Origin of the sequence: Paludibacterium yongneupense DSM 18731 (assembly GCF_000422925.1) — a bacterium.
GTDB classification, from domain to species: Bacteria; Pseudomonadota; Gammaproteobacteria; order Burkholderiales; family Chromobacteriaceae; genus Paludibacterium; species Paludibacterium yongneupense.
This window is the reverse complement of record NZ_AUGZ01000039.1, coordinates 1-17,306: the sequence shown is the minus strand read 5'-3', so window position 1 is coordinate 17,306 and position 17,306 is coordinate 1. Positions and strand designations below refer to the sequence as shown.

The window sequence follows — 17,306 nt, the reverse complement described above, 5'->3', positions numbered from 1 at the left end:
GCGGTCTTCATCTTTCCACCAATGAGGTCAAAAGGTTATCCATTTCGTAGAGATGGGCCAGGCTGCTGAGCGCGGCCGGCAGTGCCGACAGAGTCAGACGATGCCCGCTGCTCCGACTCTGGCGCAGCAGTTCCAGAAATAAGGCCAGGGCAGCGGAATCGGCCGCATCGATGCCGGAGAGATCGAGGTGCAGATCGCTGTTGCGAATCTGTGCACCCAGATCGTTCGCGAGCGTGGCGCAATGGTCCATGTCGAGTCGGCCGCTCAGCCGCTGTGTGACGGTCATGCACCGCTACCCAGTTTGGCGTTTTTTTCCCTGAGCGAGCGGATCAAGCCATCGACGCCGTTGCTTCGTACTTCGGTATCAAACTGGTTGCGGTACGCCGTCACCAGACTCGCGCCTTCGACGCTGACGTTGTAGACGCGCCAGCCTTGCTGAGTGTGGTAGAGCGTGTAATCGACCGAAATCGGCTTTTTATCCGAGCCGTTGGGCAGGGTGACATCGGTTTTCACGGTAGCTTCCAGTCCGCCGGGGCTGAGAACGGCATTCTGTTTGACGTCGATCTGGGCATTTTTGTAACGCGTCATGGTCGAGGCATAAACGCGGGTCAGCAGCGTCTGAAACTGCGCGGTCAGCTCGGTTTGTTGTGCCGGCGTCGCGACACGCCAGTTTTTGCCGACGGCGAAGGCGGTCATGCGCTTGAAGTCGAACTTGGGCAGAACCAGGGCCTCGAGCTGCTCGCGGATTTTTCTGGAGTTCTTCCCGTCGTCCTTTTTCAGCAGGTCGAGTACCTGCTTGGCGTTTTCGCGGACAAATTCCGCCGGGCCGTCGGTGCTGGCAAAAGACGGGGCCGCCACGCCGAGCATCAGGCACGACAAGAATGCAAAGATCAGTTTTTTCATGGTTTCAATCGGTACGTAAAGTTGGCTTGCAAAAATAAACTGTTACTTCGCTGCGCTGGCTGCGTGGCTGTCGCCGCCTTTTTCTCCGAAACTGGTCATGAACTTGCCGATCAATTGTTCCAGAACCAGAGCCGACGATGTGATGGCAAGCGTGTCGCCCGCTTTCAGATTGACGTCGTCACCGCCCTGGGTCAATCCGACGTATTGCTCGCCCAGCAGGCCGGCAGTCAGGATCTCGGCGCTGGTGTCACGGCTGAACCGATACCGGTTGTCGAGCGTCAGCGCGACGTGAGCCACATAGCGTTTGGTATCCAGAGTGACGGCGGATACCCGTCCGACAACCACTCCCGACGATTTTACCGGTGCCTTGACTTTCAGCCCACCGATATTGTCGAAATCGGCGTAAAGAGTGTAAGTCGAATCGCTGCTCTGAGGGGTCAGGTTGGCAACTTTTAACGCCAGGAAGGTGACGGCGGCGATGCCGATGGCGACAAAGATGCCCACCCACAAGTCAATAGTAGAGCGTTTCATTATGGTTTTTCCTAGAACATGAATGCCGTCAGTATGAAATCGAGAGCCAGGATCACCAGCGCCGAGGTCACCACGGTACGGGTGGTTGCACTGGAAACGCCGGCCGCTGTCGGCGTGGCATCATAACCTTCGAATACCGCGATCAGGGTGACGGCAATGCCGAACACCAGGCTTTTGATCAGGCCGTTGACCACGTCGAAATGAAGGTCGACCGAATTGTTCATCTGCGACCAGTAGGTGCCGCTGTCCAGGCCTATCATGACGACCCCGACCAGGTAGCCGCCGAGTATTCCCATGACGTTGAACAAGGCCGCCAGCACCGGCATCGACAGGATGCCGGCCCAGAACCTCGGTGCGACGACGCGGGCCAGCGGGTCGACGGCCATCACGGCCATCGCGTCAAGCTGCTCGGTCGCCTTCATCAGGCCGATTTCGGCGGTCATGGCCGAACCGGAGCGGCTGGCGAACAGCAGGGCGGCGAGCACCGGCCCGAGTTCGCGCAGCAGCGACAGGGCGACCAGCGCACCGAGTGCATCCGAGGAGCCAAAACGCGCGAGGGTGTTGTATCCCTGCAAGCCGAGCACCATGCCGACGAAAAGGCCGGAAACGATGATGATTATGAGGGACAGCACGCCGGCGAAGTACATTTCGCGGACGACGAGTCCGAAGCGGGTGAAGCACTGTCCCGATGCCTTCAGTACGGCGAACAGGAAACGGCAGGCGAAGCCCAGGCGCCAGATGGCGTTTACCGTCAGATGGCCAATATGGCGAAACGGGAAGAGCAAGGTTTCAAGCATGGTTCACGTCCCCCAGGTTCAGGTCGTCGGCGAGCGAAGTCGAAGTGGGGTAGGCGAAATGCACGGGACCGTCGGCTTCGCCGTAAACGAATTGGTGCACCCAGGGCAGCTCCGAGGCACGGACCTGTTCCGGAGTCCCTTCGGCCACGATCTCGCCATTGGCCACGAAGTAGACGTGGTCGACGATATCCAGCGACTTGTGGACATCGTGAGTGACCATCACGGCCGTGGTGCCCAATGCCTGGTTCAGCCGCCGGATCAGAAGCGAGATCACGCCCAACGATATCGGATCCAGTCCGGTGAACGGTTCGTCGTACAGCATCAGCTGCGGATCGAGGGCGATGGCGCGTGCGAGGGCGACGCGACGCGACATGCCGCCCGACAACTCGGCAGGCATCAGTTCCTGCGTGCCGCGCAGGCCGACGGCGTTGAGCTTCAGCAATACCAGATCGCGCAACATGCTTTCCTGCAGGCGGGTGTGCTCGCGCAAGGGGAAGGCGACATTTTCGAAAACGGACAGATCGGTGAATAGGGCGCCGAACTGGAACAGCATGCCCATACGGCGGCGATGCTCGTACAGTTCGCGTCCCGTCATCTGGCCGACATCGCGTCCGTCGACGAGAACCTGCCCATGCTGCGCGCGGTTCTGGCCCGATATCAGGCTCAGCAGCGTGGTTTTACCACTGCCGCTGCCGCCCATGACGGCGACCAGCTTGCCGCGCGGGATGCGCAGGTTGATATTTTTCAGAATCGGTCGTCCGCTGTAGGCAAAGCTGACGTTTCTGAATTCTATGAAAGGGTCAGAAGACACAGACTATCCGGTTGGGTTGCAGGTGCGCGGCGCGTACCCGTACTATTTGCTTAGGCAATATTAGCGGTTTGGCCGCAATTCGCCAAATTACATCGCTCGGTGCGGCGCCGAATTACGACACCGCACCTGTATTTTGTCGCGCAAGTTGCTGCAAAGTTCTCGCGCGGCGCTTGCCGGCTCGAACCGCCGCGACGGTCAGATACCGCGCAACAGCTCGTTGATGCTGGTTTTGGAACGGGTCTGCGCGTCGACTTTCTTGACGATGACCGCGCAATACAGGCTGTAGCTGCCATCTTTGGACGGCAGGCTGCCGGAAACGACAACCGAACCCGCCGGTACGCGTCCGTAATGGATTTCACCGGTTTCCCGGTCGAAGATACGTGTCGACTGGCCGATGAATACGCCCATCGAGATCACGGAGCCTTCTTCCACGATCACGCCTTCCACGACTTCCGAGCGCGCACCGATAAAGCAGTTGTCTTCGATGATGGTCGGGTTGGCTTGCAGCGGCTCCAGCACGCCGCCGATGCCGACGCCACCGGAAAGATGGACATTCTTGCCGATCTGGGCGCAGGAACCGACCGTGGCCCAGGTGTCGACCATGGTGGCTTCATCGACATAAGCGCCGATATTCACATAGGACGGCATCAGCACCGCGTTGGGGGCAATAAAGGAGCCTTTGCGCGCCATGGCATTGGGAACGACGCGGAAGCCGCCCTGTTCGAAGCGCGCCTGATCCCAGTCGGCGAATTTCGGCTGGACCTTGTCAAAGTAGCGAGTGACGCCGTCATCCATAACGATGTTGTCGCGAATGCGGAAAGACAACAGCACGGCCTTTTTTAGCCATTGATGCGTGTGCCATTGGCCGACGGCGATTTTCTCTGCCACGCGCAGCTTGCCGGAATCGAGTTCGTCGATGACTTGTTCAATGGCGCTTTTCAGCTCCGACGAGACGGTCGCCGGAGTGATGTCGGCGCGATGTTCAAACGCGTCCTCGATCAGGGGCTGGAGCGGGTGCATGGTGTTGAGACCTTTGGCGATATGGATGGATGTTGTCATTGTCGATCACGTTGGTAAATAGGATGTGACAAATTGCCTGATCCGCTGCGCGGCCTGGAGGCATTCCTCCAGTGGTGCCACCAGCGCGATGCGGATATAGCCGCGGCCCGGGTTACAGCCATGCGCGTCGCGAGCCAGAACAGAGCCCGGCAGAACCGTTACGTGTTCCTGCTCGAACAACTCGCGGGCGAAAGCAGCATCGTCGCCGCCGGGAACCCTGGCCCACAGATAGAAAGACGCATCGGGACGTTCGACCTGCAGCACGCTTGACAGCAGCGGGGTGACGGCGTCGAATTTTTCGATATAGGCGGCGCGGTTGGCTTCGACATGGTTCTCGTCATTCCAGGCCGCCTGGCTGGCCGCCTGTACGGCCGGGCTCATGGCGCTTCCGTGATAGGTGCGGTAGAGCAGAAAGGCTTCCAGCAGGGCAGCGTCGCCGGCGACGAAGCCGGAGCGCAGGCCGGGCGCGTTGGACCGTTTGGACAGACTGGTGAACATCACCAGGCGCCGAAAGTCACGGCCCAGGCTGCGCGCGGCCTCGAGGCCGCCCAGCGGTGGTTTCCCGAAATGAATCTCGGAATAGCATTCGTCGGAGGCGATGACGAAACCATAGCGGTCGGACAGGTCAAACAAGCGGCGCCAGTCGTCCAGATCCATCACCGCGCCGGTCGGGTTGCCCGGGCTGCAGACAAAAACGAGGGCGGTGCGCTGCCAGACGGTTTCGGGTACTGTCGACCAGTCGGGTTGAAAGCGGTTCTCCGGCAGGCAGTTTACATAGAAGGGCTCTGCGCCGGCGAGCAGCGCCGCACCTTCATAGATCTGATAGAACGGGTTGGGCGAGATGACGATGCTGTTGGCCGCCGGATCGATGACGGTTTGCGCGAAGGCGAATAATGCCTCGCGGCTGCCGTTGACCGGAAGAACTTCACGCTCGGGGTCGAGCTCGATTCCATAGCGTCTGCCTGCCCAGGAGGCGGCAGCGGCACGAAGTTCGACCGAACCCAGGGTCGCCGGGTAACGGGCGAGGCCGTCGAGCGATCGCGTCAGGGTCTGACAAATGACGTCGGCGGTCGGGTGCTTGGGTTCGCCGATGGACAGATTGATCGCTGCCTTGTCCTTGGATGGCACCGTTCCTGCCAGCAGGGCGCGCAAGCGCTGAAACGGGTAGGGCTGCAATTTTTTCAGAAGCGGGTTCATGCGCGCATCTCGGGCGGGGCAAAGGGTCATCTTAAAAAACAAAGGTGATGCTTGTAAAACGACATTACGTTTTACTTGAAGTAAATGCAATTCAATCGCAAGTGTAAAGTGTAACCTGATACATCTTCCGATCCCGAGGCCTCTGCCATGAAATCCTGTTGCATCGAAGCCGGCAAGGGCCGACGCACGCGCCTGCGCAATCTGTCGGTCTTGCTGTTGCTGTTCGTCGCGATCGCCGTCGCGGGCTGGCTCGCGCGCTGAGCGATTCAATCGCGCGGCATTCCCTTCAGCGAATACAGGTCGAAGCGGGTGCTCTTGCCCACGATCTGCCCGGACGGAGCGCGACCGGCGATGGTGTCCCCCAGGCGCGGGCGTTTGACGACAACCCGTGCGCGAGCCGCGCCGAGTGCGGCTTGCAGCAAGGCGGCGCTGTCGAGGTCGTCGCCGATGACGGTTTGAAACGCTTGCATGTCCTTTTTGGCTGCGGCGCTCTTGCCGGTATCGGGAAACATCGGGTCGAGATAAACCACATCGGGCTGCCGGTCGGCGGGCAGCTCGCTCAACCATGTGATGGCATTGGCGTGCACCAGTTGCATGCGCGCCGTGATGGCCTGGACCTCGGGCGCCATCGACGCGCGTTCCAGCGCATCGTGCAATAGTGCCGCCGCGACGGGCGAACGCTCGACGAGGGTGACGCGACAGCCGAGGCTGGCCAGCACAAACGCGTCGCGACCCAGGCCGGCTGTCGCGTCGACGATGGTCGGGAGCGTCTGTCCGCCTTTCAAGCCGACGGCCCGCGCCACAGGCTGCCCGCGGCCTCCGCCCTGTTCGCGCCGGTGCCGTGCCGCACCATCGACAAATTCGGCGAATACGGCGCCATGCTTGCCGACGGTGATCAATTGCAGGCGCTCCGCGCCCAGTTCGAGCCAGTAGCCGGCATCGGGGCGGCGTTTCAGCCTCTCCAGGCCGAAGCGTTGCTCCAGCCGCAGCGCATAGTCCGCACGGGCCGGTTCGGCGCAGAAAATCGTGGGAGTACTCATTGTTTCAATCCTGTGCACACAGGCGCGACAATACGGCATGGCGCGGAGGCGGGCAAGCGGTGTCGTTGTGCCGCGCCCGGCTGCGGCCGGGCGCGGCCGGGACTACCATGGGCCATGATCTGGCTGATCTGCTTTGTGGCCGGGGTCGTGGCGACGCTCGCTCTGCCGCTGCCCGAATGGCGCCTTCCCCTCGCATTGGCGGCCTTGCTGTGGCCGTGGCGCGCTTACTTGCCCTGGCGCCCGGCACTGGTCGCGGCCATGGGGCTTGCGCTCGGCCTGGGGTGGGCGGGCTGGCGCATCGAGCAGCGGCGGGCAAGCCTCCTCCCGCCTGCCTGGGAACTGCGGGCGATCGAGTTCGAAGGCGCGGTGCGCGGCGTGCCGCAGGCCTCGGCGGGAGGGAGCAGCCTGACGCTGGAAGTGGAGCGGGTACTGACAAAGGGAGCAGTGCTGCCGCGGCAGGTGAGGCTGTTCCTGCGTGACCGGCCGACCTGGCCTGCGGCAAGCCGCTGGCGGGTGACGGCACGCTTCAGGGGGGCGCATGCGACGGCCAATCCCTACGGTTTCGACGCCGAGCGCTGGATGTGGGCCAATGACGTACTCGCCAGCGGGGCCCCGCTCATGCCCGCGAGGCGTCTCGATGATGCCGGCGATATGCAGGGCCGGATCGACCGCGCGCGCGCCGGCGTCGTCGAGCGCATCCGTCGGGTGCTTGGCCCTTCGCGCGAAGGGGGGCTGATCGCCGCGCTGACTGTCGGCGTCCAGCATGGAATAGACCGCCGGGACTGGCAGTTATTTGCGCGCACCGGGGTCACGCATCTGATGGCGATTTCCGGGTTGCATATAGGCATCGTCGCGGGGATCGCAGGCTGGCTCGCCGGCGCGGTTCTGAAACGGCTGCCGCCCCGTCGACTCGCGGCCCGCTTGCTGCTTGTCTGGATCAGTCTGGCGGCTGCGGCGGTCTATGCCACGCTGGCGGGGCTTTCCGTACCGACGCGGCGCACTTTGTGCACTCTGGCCGCGATAACCCTGATGCTGCAGCTGCGGCGTGCGTTCACGTCGTTTCAGCTGTGGTGGGGGGCGCTGGCGGCCGTACTGCTGTTCGATCCCTTCGCCGTGCTGGCGCCGGGGCTGTGGTTATCCTTCGGCATGGTGGCGGCCCTGCTGATCGTTGCGCGCGGGCGGCGGCGGCCTCCCGGGCATTTCCACGCCGCCTTGCTCGCACAATGGGCCACCGGCGTCCTGTCGCTGGTGCCCTTGCTGCTGTTTTTCGGCAAGGTTCCACTGCTTTCCCCACTCGCAAACCTGCTGGCCATTCCCTATGTTTCGCTGCTGCTGACGCCGCTGGCCCTGCTGGCGGTCGCGTTGCCGCTGGACGGCCCGCTGCAAGTCACCGCATGGCTGTGCGCGCGTCTTCTGGATGGGTTGGCCCTGCTGGGCAATGGTCCGCAGTTCGCCGTTCCCGGCCTGCCCGGACCGGTCTGGCTAGGCGGCCTGTGCGGGGCCCTGTGGTTGATCGCGCCGCGCGGCGTGCCTGGACGCGGACTGGCCCTGCTGTTGCTGCTGCCGCTGGGCGTGTATCGCCCCCCGCTCCCGGATGCCGGCGTGTTCAGGGTGACGGTGTTCGACGTCGGGCAGGGCTTGTCTGTTCTGATTGCGACGGAGCGGCACCGTATCCTGTTCGATACCGGCGCTCTGGCCGCCGAGGCCGTGCTGTTGCCGCAGCTGGCGGGTTTGGGGGTGTCGCGGCTCGATATGGCAATATTGTCGCATCACGACTTCGATCACGACGGCGCGGCGCCGGCGCTTCTGCAAGCCGTACCGGCTGAACGGGTTCTGGCCGGGCAGCCGGAGAGCTGGCGCGGCGCGGTGCCATGTCGGCCCGGTCAGCGCTGGCAATGGGACGGTGTGCGTTTTGTCATGCTGGCGCCGGCATCGCTGCCGCTGGAGTCCGGCAATAATGCGCGCAGTTGCGTGTTGCTGGTTTCCGGACGCTATCATGCCGCGTTGCTGACGGGCGATATTCCCGCCGTGGTGGAAGAGGAGCTGGTCCGGCAGTTGGGGCGGGGGCTGGCGGCCACGATTTTGCTCGTGCCGCATCATGGCAGTCGCAGTTCGTCATCTGCCGCTTTTCTCGATGCGGTACGACCGCGCTGGGCCATCGTCAGCGCCGGATATCGCAACCGCTTTGCCCATCCGCATCCCGAGGTGCTGCGCCGGTATCGCGAACGCGGCATCAGGCTGCTGCGCACCGATCTCGATGGCGCCATCACGCTGGAAGCGGGGGCGCTGCCGACGGTGTCGACCTTTCGCGGCGACTTTCCCCGCTACTGGCGCGCCCCTCCCGGTACGTGAGACCTAGAGCTTGATAATGGCGCTGACGCGATTGCCGCGACCGCTGTATTCGAGATGGTCAAAGGCCAGCTTGCGAGCGATCAGAATGCCGCGACCGTGACTGTCGATGAGTCGGGTCGGGTTGGCTTCTGCGAAGTCCTGCCAGTCAAAACCCTGGCCCTGATCGATGATGGTGAAACGGATGCATCCTGGCTCGCGCAGCAGCTCGACGCACACATGGCGCTTGCCGAATTCACTGCCGGCCAGGCGGTGTTCCAGCTCCGCTTCCCAGCGGCCTTCTTCCTGCAGCCGACTCTTCTCTTCGTAGCTCAGCTCCAGATTGCCGTGTTCGATGGCATTGACCAGCAGTTCGAACAAGCCTGTCGCCACGCGTTCAGGGGTCGGGCATGTCTGAGCCAGAAGGGCCGTGACTTGCTGCGCCTCTTTCAAGGTGCGGAAGCTGAAGCGGGCCTCGTCCAGATGGTGCAACGCTTCGATCTGCTGGGTGGCGATTTCGCGAAAATAGGCGTGGCGGTCCCAGTGGCTGACCGCCGCGTTGACCACGGCCAGCAGAATTTCGCGTGAGAAGGGCTTGGTCAGGTAATAGAAGGCTCCGGCGGACAAGCCTTCCTGGACGCTGGCCGCGGTGCCGACAGCCGTTTGCATGATGACGGGCAGAAACTCGAGCCTGGGTGCGCTTTTGATGCGCTTGAGCACTTCCATGCCGCCTATGCCCGGCATCATCTTGTCGAGCAGAACGGCGGCGAATTCTTCGCCTTGCTGTTCCAGAATCGCCCAGGCTTCCGTGCCATCGCGGGCGTGTACGGTCAGATAGCCGACTTCCTGCAGCAAATCGCTCATCAGCTCGAGGTTGAACGGTTCGTCATCGACCAAGAGAAGCTTGTATGCCATTTTCTGCTCCCAAAGTGCCATCCCGCGCGGACATCAACGGAATGGTGAAACTGAAGATCGCCCCCCCTTCGGCTGCATTCTCTGCCCGTATTTCTCCCGCGTGGGCGCGGACGATTTCCCGGCAGATGGCAAGGCCCAGCCCGGTGCCGCCTGCACCGGTCTTGGTGGAGCTGCTCTGGATGAATTTGTCGAAAATCGTTTCGAGTTCCGAGGGCGGAATTCCCGGACCCCAATCGCGAATCGAGAAGCGAATCTGGTCGCAGGATGGGGCGCGCCTTTGTTCGAGCCACATCCGTATTTCGACCTCGCTGCCCGGCGGGCTGAATTTGATCGCGTTGGACAGCAGGTTGCGCAAGACCTGCCCGATGCGTACCGGGTCGGCCGAGGCTCGCATCGGTGCGGGCTCGCAATGATGAGTCACGGTCAACCCTCTGGCCTCGGCCAGCGGATTGAGCTCTTCACAGGCCTCGTCGAGGCTGAGCGCAAGATCGACATCTTCAAAATGGTAATCCATGCGGCCGACTTCCATTTTTGCCAGGTCGAGGAGATCGTTGAGCAGCGATAACAGGCGCCCGCCGCTCGACTGGATGCGTGCGAAATAGTGGCGAACTTTTTCCGGTGTGACCTGCCCGCTGCGGGTATATCCCATTTCGGCAAAGCCGAGGATGGCGTGCATGGGGGTACGTAATTCATGCGACATATTAGCGAGGAATTCGGTTTTGGCGCGGCTGGTCTCTTCCGCCAGTTCTTTCGCCGTGCGCAATGCATCCTGGGCCGCGCGTTCCGTTGAAAAATCCTGATACAGCCAGATAGTGCCCAGTCCCGGCAGCGAGGGATTGAGGGCCTTGCCGTACAGGCGGCACCAGAAGCGGCGCCCGGTTCCCGAATGCAGGCGCAATTCGGTTTTAACCACCTTGCCTTCATTGAGCAGGTTATACAGGATACGCCCGGTTCGATCCCACTGTTCCTGGCTTTCAAAATAGCGGCGGGTGGTGCGGTTGAGGCAGGCATCTTCCTGGGTCTCGAACAAGTCGAGGAAGGCGTGGTTGACCTGTTTGAGCCGGCGATCGGCGATATAGGCCATCGCCAGCGGGCTGGCATCCAGCAGCGCCGCCAATTGGCGGCGCTGAATGTCGACTTGTTCGGCCAGGCTGTTTTTCAGCCGGATCAGCGCGGCCTCGTGTGCTTTGCGCGCGCTGATATCGCGGCAGAGCGCCACATAGAACACGTCGTCGGGCAACACGACCCGGGACAGCGAGAGTTCGACCGGAAGTTGGGAACTGTCGCCGAGCACCAGGTTTGCTTCGAATGGCAGGCCGCCGTAGGAAGACGCCATGTCTTCGAAACTCTGGCTGTGAGTATGGTCGTAAAGCTCGACCAGCAGCGTTCCGATCGGCAGATCCGTGAGCGAGGCGACGCTCTGTCTGATCAATTTGGCGGCGGCGGGGTTGACGTCGCTTACATGCCCGCTGCGGTTGATCAGCAGAATGGCCTCGGAGCTGGCTTGCAGAATGGCGCGCTGTCGGGCTTCGCTCTTCGCCAGCGCCTGCTCCGAACGCGAGCGTTCTTCGACTTGTGAGCGCAGAACCCGATTATTCCCTTCCAGTAAGGCATTCTGGCGCGTGAGCTGGGTGCGGAACAGGGTGTTGCTCTGCGCGAGGCGGTACAGGAAAAATAGCAATAACACGCCGAGACCGGTCGGTAGCACGAGTGAGGAGAGAGCGTCTTGCGTTTCCAGCGTGGCCGGGGCTGCCAGCGGGTAGACCACGAACTGGATGCCCATATTGCCGAATTTGCGGGTCATGCTTCCGCTGGGGGCGGCCGCAGGGAGAGGCAGGTTCGGTCGGGAATCGAGCAAGAGCACCGGATCGCGTCCGTTTTGCCTGGCCCAAGCGAGCAGACGGAGTTGTTCGCGCAGGGCACTGGCCTCGCCTTGTCCGGCGGCGAGCAGCCGTTGCGAGTCCAGCGTCAGTAGCAGGAGCTGGGGGCGGCCCGGGATGGTGGCAAGGATATTGAGCGTGTTCAGTTTCGCGCCTGGCGCCTGATAGGCGGCGAAAACGGGCCGCTGCCGGTTTCCGCTCGACTCGATGGCGTGCAGCCAGCCATTGCGGGAACCGAGATCCAGCCCTATCGCCAACCCGTCGCTGGTGTCGGGGATATAGGCTTCGACCGGGAAGTAGACCGGATGCGGTGGACTGGGTAGCCGGCGCCCGTTCTGCAATACCACGATGCGTTGCGATTGTCTCTGCTCGTAGGCTTGCCGCTCTGAATCGGGAACGCGGTGCAGCACGGCGGCGGACAAAAACAGGCCATCCTGGCGCAACAGGATGTCGCTGTGTTCCGCCAGCGGTGCCCGGGGATTGCTGGCCGCAAAGTTGGCGGCGACCAGCGCGGCATTGTCGAGTCCGGCTTGTAAGCGCGACTCGACATTCTCGAGCCACAAACTGCTCCAGTTCGACAGCTGACGTTGCTGCCTGCTGCGGGCGTCATCCACCAGTAGCAGGTACTCGGCGCACAGCAGCAGCAAGGACAGGATGATTCCTGCGGTCATCATCCCCGGACGCAGGCGCCCTTGCATGGGATCTCGTCAGCGACCGTCGCTCAGGCTGCGGTACAAGGCGTCGAACTCGCGCGTGAGCTTGTGGGTGGGATCGAAGAAAATCATGGGTTTGGCCGCTTCGTGCGATTCCCTGATCTTGACCGAAGACGACAGGGCGGACTCCAGTACCGGCAGGCCTTCCTCGCGCAGTTCGGTCACCAGGCGTTGCGGCAGATTGGCCCGTGCCTGGAACTGATTGACGACGATGCCTTCGACGGAGAGGTCGGGGTTGTGATCGGAGCGGATCTCGTCAACGCTCTCGATCAGACCGTACAGCGCCTGGCGGGAAAAGGTATCGCAGTCGAAAGGAATCAGGCAGCGGGTGGCGGCGATGAGGGCCGAACGGGTGTAAAAATTGAGCGCTGGCGGCGTATCTATCCAGATTTCATCGAAACGGTCGGACAGGCTGTCGAGCGTCTCCTTCAATTTGAACATTTTGTAGCGCGACTCGAGCTTGATCATCAATTCCGCGAGCTCGGGGTGCGAGGCCATCAGGGACAGACCGGCAAACGGCGTCGCAATGACGAAGGAGGGGGCGTCTTTATCGAACAAGGAGATGCTGAGGAGTTGACGGAAGTAATCGGCCAGCGTCGTTCCGCGTTCCTGCGGCACCGACGCCAGCAGGTAGTGGCTGCTATTGCCTTGCGGGTCGAGGTCGATCAGCAAGACACGTTTGCCCCGGCTGGCCGCGATGGCGGCCAGATTGACCGCTATGGTCGATTTGCCGACCCCACCCTTTTGATTGAATACCACTCGACGAATTGCAGCCGGCATACTCTAGGCATCCTTTTCTGTTCGTAGGCCGGCAGGGCAAGCCGCGTATCAGCTACCGTCGTTGTGTTTGCACACATACAGCATCTGCTGATAGCTAGCCGAGTTCTGTACCACCGGCATTGGTTTTATCTGAGTGTCATTATAGGAGAAACTGGCGACCTGCCGACCGTTCTCGTCAAACAAAACCATCGCCAGTAGACGGTAGGTGCGGCTATTACAGTCAATCTGCCAACTGTTCAGCGAAATCTTGTGCCGCGGCGTCGACAGAAAGTTCTCCCGGCGCAGGTTGAAGATGGTTTTCCGGTCGCGGAAGGTGACCTGGTCGCCATCGCGTTTGATCGACAGTTTGTCGATTTCATTGAGGATATTGCCGTTGGGCGAGACCCCAAGATTCTCCCAGTCGGAGTTGGGGACGATCACGGGTGCCGGCACCGTCGGCGTCGGCTTCGGCGGGATCGTGGTGGTCAGCGGTTGTGTCGCACAACCCGCCAGGATTCCGGCGGCGGCAGTCAGGACAAGCGAACGGTAAAGCATGAAACACCTCCGATAGATGCCACCAGTGTCGCACAGCCGGCGGCGGCGGGCCAATCTTGTCGCGACGGGGAGGTATCGGCCCGGCGCGGGAACTTTACGGCGAGTCGCCCCCTCATAGTAAGCGAAGGGGCCAGTTTCTCTTCGTTTCACATTGTCTCCAAATAGGCTTGCGGGGCCACTCCATATGGGGTGGCCCTCTTTTTTCGGGCTTGCGCGGTCCGGTCGCGGACGGAGCGACGACGCCAAGCCACGTGCTTTCCCGTACAATGGCTGTCCAGTTACGGAAACCGCATCGCATGCAGGACGCACGTTCCCTCCTTCAAAATGTCTTCGGCTACCCCGCTTTTCGCGGTGAGCAGGAGCAGATCGTCGACCATGTGGCGTCAGGCGGGCACGCTCTCGTGCTGATGCCTACCGGCGGCGGCAAGTCCTTGTGCTACCAGATCCCCGCCATGTTGCGCCCGGGGGTCGGCATCGTGGTCTCTCCCCTGATCGCACTGATGCAGGATCAGGTGTCGACGCTGGTCGAGCTTGGCGTCGCTGCCGCCTGTCTCAACTCGGCGACCTTGCCCGAGGACGTCCGCGATATCGAACGCCAGGCGCGCGCCGGCACGCTGGACATGCTCTATGTCGCACCGGAACGCTTGCTGACGCCGCGGTTCCAGTCGTTTTTGTCACAACTCGACATTGCCCTGTTCGCCATCGACGAGGCGCACTGCGTCAGCCATTGGGGACACGACTTCCGCCCCGAGTACCAGCAACTGGGACAACTCGCAGAGCAGTTTCCGACGATTCCGCGTATCGCGCTGACGGCGACCGCCGATGCGCAGACCCAGGCCGATATCCTGCACTTCCTGCATCTGGGCGAGGCGCGGGTTTTTCTGTCGAGTTTCGATCGCCCCAACCTGTTCTATCAGGTGGTCGAGAAGCACAATGCCAAGAAGCAGCTTCTGACCTTCATTCAGAGCGAGTACCCGGGCGTTTCGGGCATCGTTTATTGTCTGTCGCGCAAGAGGGTGGAGGATACCGCGGCCTGGCTGTCGGAAAATGGAATCCGCGCGCTGCCATATCACGCCGGCCTGTCGCATGAGGTGCGCGAGGCCAACCAGCGCGAGTTTCTGCGTGAAGACGGCATCGTCATGGTGGCGACCGTGGCATTTGGCATGGGGATAGACAAACCGGACGTGCGCTTTGTTGCGCATATCGACATGCCCAAGAGTCCGGAAAATTTCTACCAGGAGTCGGGGCGCGCGGGACGCGATGGTCTGCCTGCGGCCAGCTGGCTATGTTACGGGCTGAACGATATGGTTCAGCTTAACCAGATGATACAAGGCTCGGAGATGGCCGAGCTGCAGAAGCAGGTCGAACTGACCAAACTCGATGCCATGCTGGCATTTTGCGAGACGGCAGGCTGCCGCCGACAGCAGATTCTCGCCCATTTCGGTGAAGCGAGCGGGGCTTGCGGCCATTGCGACAACTGCCAGCATCCCCCAGCCACCTACGACGCGACAGTCGTCGTTCAGAAATTGCTGTCCTGCATCTACCGGGTCGGCCAAAGACACGGCGCCGGCCATGTCGTCGATGTGCTGCTCGGACGTTCCAACCAGAGCGTGACATCGTTTGGGCATGACACCCTGTCGACTTTTGGCGTCGGGCGCGAACTGAACCAGCGCGGCTGGCGTTCGGTGGTCAGGCAGTTGGTGGCACGCAAGCTGATCGAAGTGGATATCGTGCGCGGGCAATCGCTGGTGCTGACCGATGCCTGCCGTCCTGTTCTGCGTGGCGAAGAGAAGGTCTATCTCCGCCCGGTGGCCGACGAGACCAAGACGCGGGCCGGTGGCGAGCGCTGGTTGCGCACCGAGCGCGAAGAGCGCTTGTGGCAGACACTGCGCCGCTGGCGCAAGCAGGTGGCCGATGAGCACAATGTTCCCGCCTATGCGGTGTTTTCGGACCGCACCCTGCGTCAATTGATAGAAGACAAGCCGGGCTCGCGCAAGGAGCTGGCCCGGATCTACGGGCTGGGCGAGCTCAAGCTCGCGCGCTACGGCGAGGCTTTGCTGCGTCTGTTGCGCGAGGCGCAGGATGAAGCTTGAATCGCGGCCGGTCGCGTCGCGAATCCGTTACAATTTCCGCTGAAACCGCCGTCGCCGCCGTGTGGGGGCCGGAGCGGACCGCAATCTATTCGGAGAATATGGACATGGCAGTCAAGCTTTCCCCTATCGATGCTTCCCGGCTGGCGCCGGTCGCCGGCGTCGAGCTTTCGGTCGCCGAAGCTGGAATCAAGCACGCAGATCGCAAAGACGTTCTGGTCATTCGCCTGGATCGTGGCAATACGGTGGCCGGTGTTTTTACCCAGAACCGTTTTTGCGCGGCGCCGGTTCTGGTCTGTCGTTCGCACCTCGATGCCGGCGTCCAGATTCGGGCGCTGGTGGTGAATACGGGCAATGCGAACGCAGGCTGCGGCGAGGACGGGCGTCGTCGTGCGCTGTCCGTCTGCCAGGCGCTGGCCGACGAGCTGGAGTGCAGCCCTGAACAGATTCTACCGTTTTCCACCGGCGTCATTCTGGAGCCCTTGCCGGCCGACAAGATCATCGCCGCTTTGCCGCGACGCTATCCCGCCGACTGGTCGGCCGCCGCTCACGCCATCATGACGACCGATACCCAGGCCAAGGCCAGCAGCCGGCAGTTGCAGCTGGACGGGCATAGCGTATCGATTACCGGGATCGCAAAAGGCGCCGGCATGATCCACCCGAACATGGCGACCATGCTCGGTTTCGTCGCGACCGACGCGGCGATTACACGTCCGGTACTGAATCAGCTGGTACGGGAAGTGGCGGATGCGTCGTTCAACTGCATCTCGGTCGACGGTGATACTTCGACCAACGACAGCTTCATCATGATCTCATCGGGCAAGAGCACGCTGCCCTTGATCGATTCGGTGCAGCATCCGGCCTATGCGGCTTTAAAAGCGGCGCTGCAGGAAGTGGCCACCGAGCTGGCCCAGGCCATTGTGCGCGACGGCGAGGGGGCGACCAAATTCATAACGGTAACCGTCGAGTCCGGCCGTTCCGTCGCCGAGTGCAAGGCCGTCGCGTATGCGATCGCTCGCTCGCCTCTGGTCAAGACGGCTTTTTTCGCCTCCGATCCGAATCTGGGGCGGCTGTTGTGTGCGATCGGTTACGCGGGGGTGAACGATCTCGACGTGGAGCGGATGGCGCTGTATCTGGATGACGTGCTTGTGGCCAGCCAGGGCGGGCGCAATCCGGACTATAAGGAAGAAGACGGGCAGCGCGTCATGAGCCAGGACGAAATCCAGGTTCGCGTCGTGTTGAATCGGGGCGCGGCCGAGGCGACGGTATGGACCTGCGACTTCTCCTACGAATACGTAAAGATCAATGCCGACTATCGTAGCTGATTGACGAAATCTTGTGAAAAAACCGCCCGCAGGGCGGTTTTTTCATGTTATCGCGATGCCTGCGGCGGTGGAATCGAGCAGAGAATGGGGTTCTGGCGCCGGTGTGGCAAGGGATTGAAAAAAGTTCATATGGGATATGTGCCGTTAAAACAGTAACTTGGCACATGATATGTGCTGAATTGAAGCTTTTGGCAAAATAAGGGATTGACGGAGGAGGGGGGCGGCGGTATAGTTCGTCTCCTCAGCTGACGACGCAAACGAAACACGGCGCCGACAGCACTGCTCTTTAACAAAACGAACAACCGATAGGTGTGAGTGTCTGGCCGAAGCCGACACTTGCACTGCAAGAGAAGGACCACTGGTTCTTTAATCTTGCGTGCCAAAGTACGAAATTAGCTAAAGA

General features: G+C 61.7%; 15 protein-coding genes. 3 read left to right on the top strand and 12 right to left on the bottom strand.

Annotated elements, in window-relative coordinates; genetic code table 11:
- Positions 1 to 7 precede the first annotated feature (7 nt).
- The 8 genes from G520_RS0113115 to G520_RS0113075 all read right to left on the bottom strand — a co-directional run bounded on the left by G520_RS0113115 (position 8) and on the right by G520_RS0113075 (position 6,338).
- Positions 8 to 286, bottom strand: a complete 279-nt coding sequence (locus G520_RS0113115) for an STAS domain-containing protein (RefSeq protein WP_036666311.1) — start codon at positions 284 to 286, stop codon at positions 8 to 10.
- Positions 283 to 903, bottom strand: a complete 621-nt coding sequence (locus tag G520_RS0113110) for an MlaC/ttg2D family ABC transporter substrate-binding protein (protein WP_028536065.1) — start codon at positions 901 to 903, stop codon at positions 283 to 285. The genes G520_RS0113115 and G520_RS0113110 overlap by 4 nt, the downstream gene beginning before the upstream one ends.
- Positions 904 to 945: 42 nt before the next feature.
- Positions 946 to 1,434, bottom strand: coding sequence for an outer membrane lipid asymmetry maintenance protein MlaD (gene mlaD / locus G520_RS0113105; RefSeq protein ID WP_028536064.1), 489 nt, complete (start codon positions 1,432 to 1,434; stop codon positions 946 to 948).
- 11 nt (positions 1,435 to 1,445) lie between these two features.
- Positions 1,446 to 2,231 (bottom strand): lipid asymmetry maintenance ABC transporter permease subunit MlaE, encoded by a 786-nt coding sequence (mlaE, locus tag G520_RS0113100; RefSeq protein ID WP_028536063.1) that lies wholly within the window; start codon positions 2,229 to 2,231, stop codon positions 1,446 to 1,448.
- Entirely contained in the window at positions 2,224 to 3,042 is an 819-nt protein-coding gene (locus G520_RS0113095) for an ABC transporter ATP-binding protein (RefSeq protein WP_028536062.1), read from the bottom strand. The genes mlaE and G520_RS0113095 overlap by 8 nt, the downstream gene beginning before the upstream one ends.
- Positions 3,043 to 3,237: 195 nt before the next feature.
- Positions 3,238 to 4,062, bottom strand: coding sequence for a 2,3,4,5-tetrahydropyridine-2,6-dicarboxylate N-succinyltransferase (gene dapD / locus G520_RS0113090; RefSeq protein WP_028536061.1), 825 nt, complete (start codon positions 4,060 to 4,062; stop codon positions 3,238 to 3,240).
- 45 nt (positions 4,063 to 4,107) lie between these two features.
- A complete protein-coding gene (gene dapC, locus G520_RS0113085; RefSeq protein WP_028536060.1) occupies positions 4,108 to 5,298 on the bottom strand; it encodes a succinyldiaminopimelate transaminase in 1,191 nt (396 codons plus the stop codon).
- Between the two features lie 266 nt (positions 5,299 to 5,564).
- On the bottom strand, positions 5,565 to 6,338 hold the full coding sequence (locus G520_RS0113075) for a class I SAM-dependent methyltransferase (RefSeq protein WP_028536059.1): 774 nt from the start codon (positions 6,336 to 6,338) through the stop codon (positions 5,565 to 5,567).
- Between the two features lie 114 nt (positions 6,339 to 6,452).
- Here G520_RS0113075 and G520_RS0113070 point away from each other — a divergent pair, with 114 nt between their 5' ends.
- The gene (locus tag G520_RS0113070) at positions 6,453 to 8,690 is read left to right on the top strand and encodes a DNA internalization-related competence protein ComEC/Rec2 (protein WP_028536058.1); all 2,238 of its coding nucleotides are present in this window, start codon (positions 6,453 to 6,455) and stop codon (positions 8,688 to 8,690) included.
- A gap of 3 nt (positions 8,691 to 8,693) precedes the next feature.
- Here the strand turns inward: G520_RS0113070 and G520_RS0113065 are convergent, their stop codons facing one another.
- From G520_RS0113065 to G520_RS0113050, 4 genes are read right to left on the bottom strand one after another with little or no spacing between them, the layout of a single operon-like run.
- On the bottom strand, positions 8,694 to 9,581 hold the full coding sequence (locus G520_RS0113065) for a response regulator (protein ID WP_028536057.1): 888 nt from the start codon (positions 9,579 to 9,581) through the stop codon (positions 8,694 to 8,696).
- The gene (locus G520_RS0113060) at positions 9,553 to 12,159 is read right to left on the bottom strand and encodes an ATP-binding protein (RefSeq protein WP_028536056.1); all 2,607 of its coding nucleotides are present in this window, start codon (positions 12,157 to 12,159) and stop codon (positions 9,553 to 9,555) included. The genes G520_RS0113065 and G520_RS0113060 overlap by 29 nt, the downstream gene beginning before the upstream one ends.
- 9 nt (positions 12,160 to 12,168) lie before the next feature.
- Positions 12,169 to 12,954, bottom strand: coding sequence for a ParA family protein (locus G520_RS0113055; protein ID WP_156876942.1), 786 nt, complete (start codon positions 12,952 to 12,954; stop codon positions 12,169 to 12,171).
- A 48-nt stretch (positions 12,955 to 13,002) separates the two neighbouring features.
- Complete coding sequence (locus G520_RS0113050) at positions 13,003 to 13,488, bottom strand: surface-adhesin E family protein (protein ID WP_028536054.1); 486 nt, start codon at positions 13,486 to 13,488, stop codon at positions 13,003 to 13,005.
- Positions 13,489 to 13,784: 296 nt separating this feature from the next.
- Between G520_RS0113050 and recQ the strand changes: the two genes are divergently transcribed.
- The gene (gene recQ / locus G520_RS0113045) at positions 13,785 to 15,581 is read left to right on the top strand and encodes a DNA helicase RecQ (RefSeq protein ID WP_028536053.1); all 1,797 of its coding nucleotides are present in this window, start codon (positions 13,785 to 13,787) and stop codon (positions 15,579 to 15,581) included.
- Positions 15,582 to 15,685: 104 nt separating this feature from the next.
- Positions 15,686 to 16,903 (top strand): bifunctional glutamate N-acetyltransferase/amino-acid acetyltransferase ArgJ, encoded by a 1,218-nt coding sequence (gene argJ, locus G520_RS0113040; protein ID WP_036666316.1) that lies wholly within the window; start codon positions 15,686 to 15,688, stop codon positions 16,901 to 16,903.
- Positions 16,904 to 17,306: the final 403 nt, after the last annotated feature.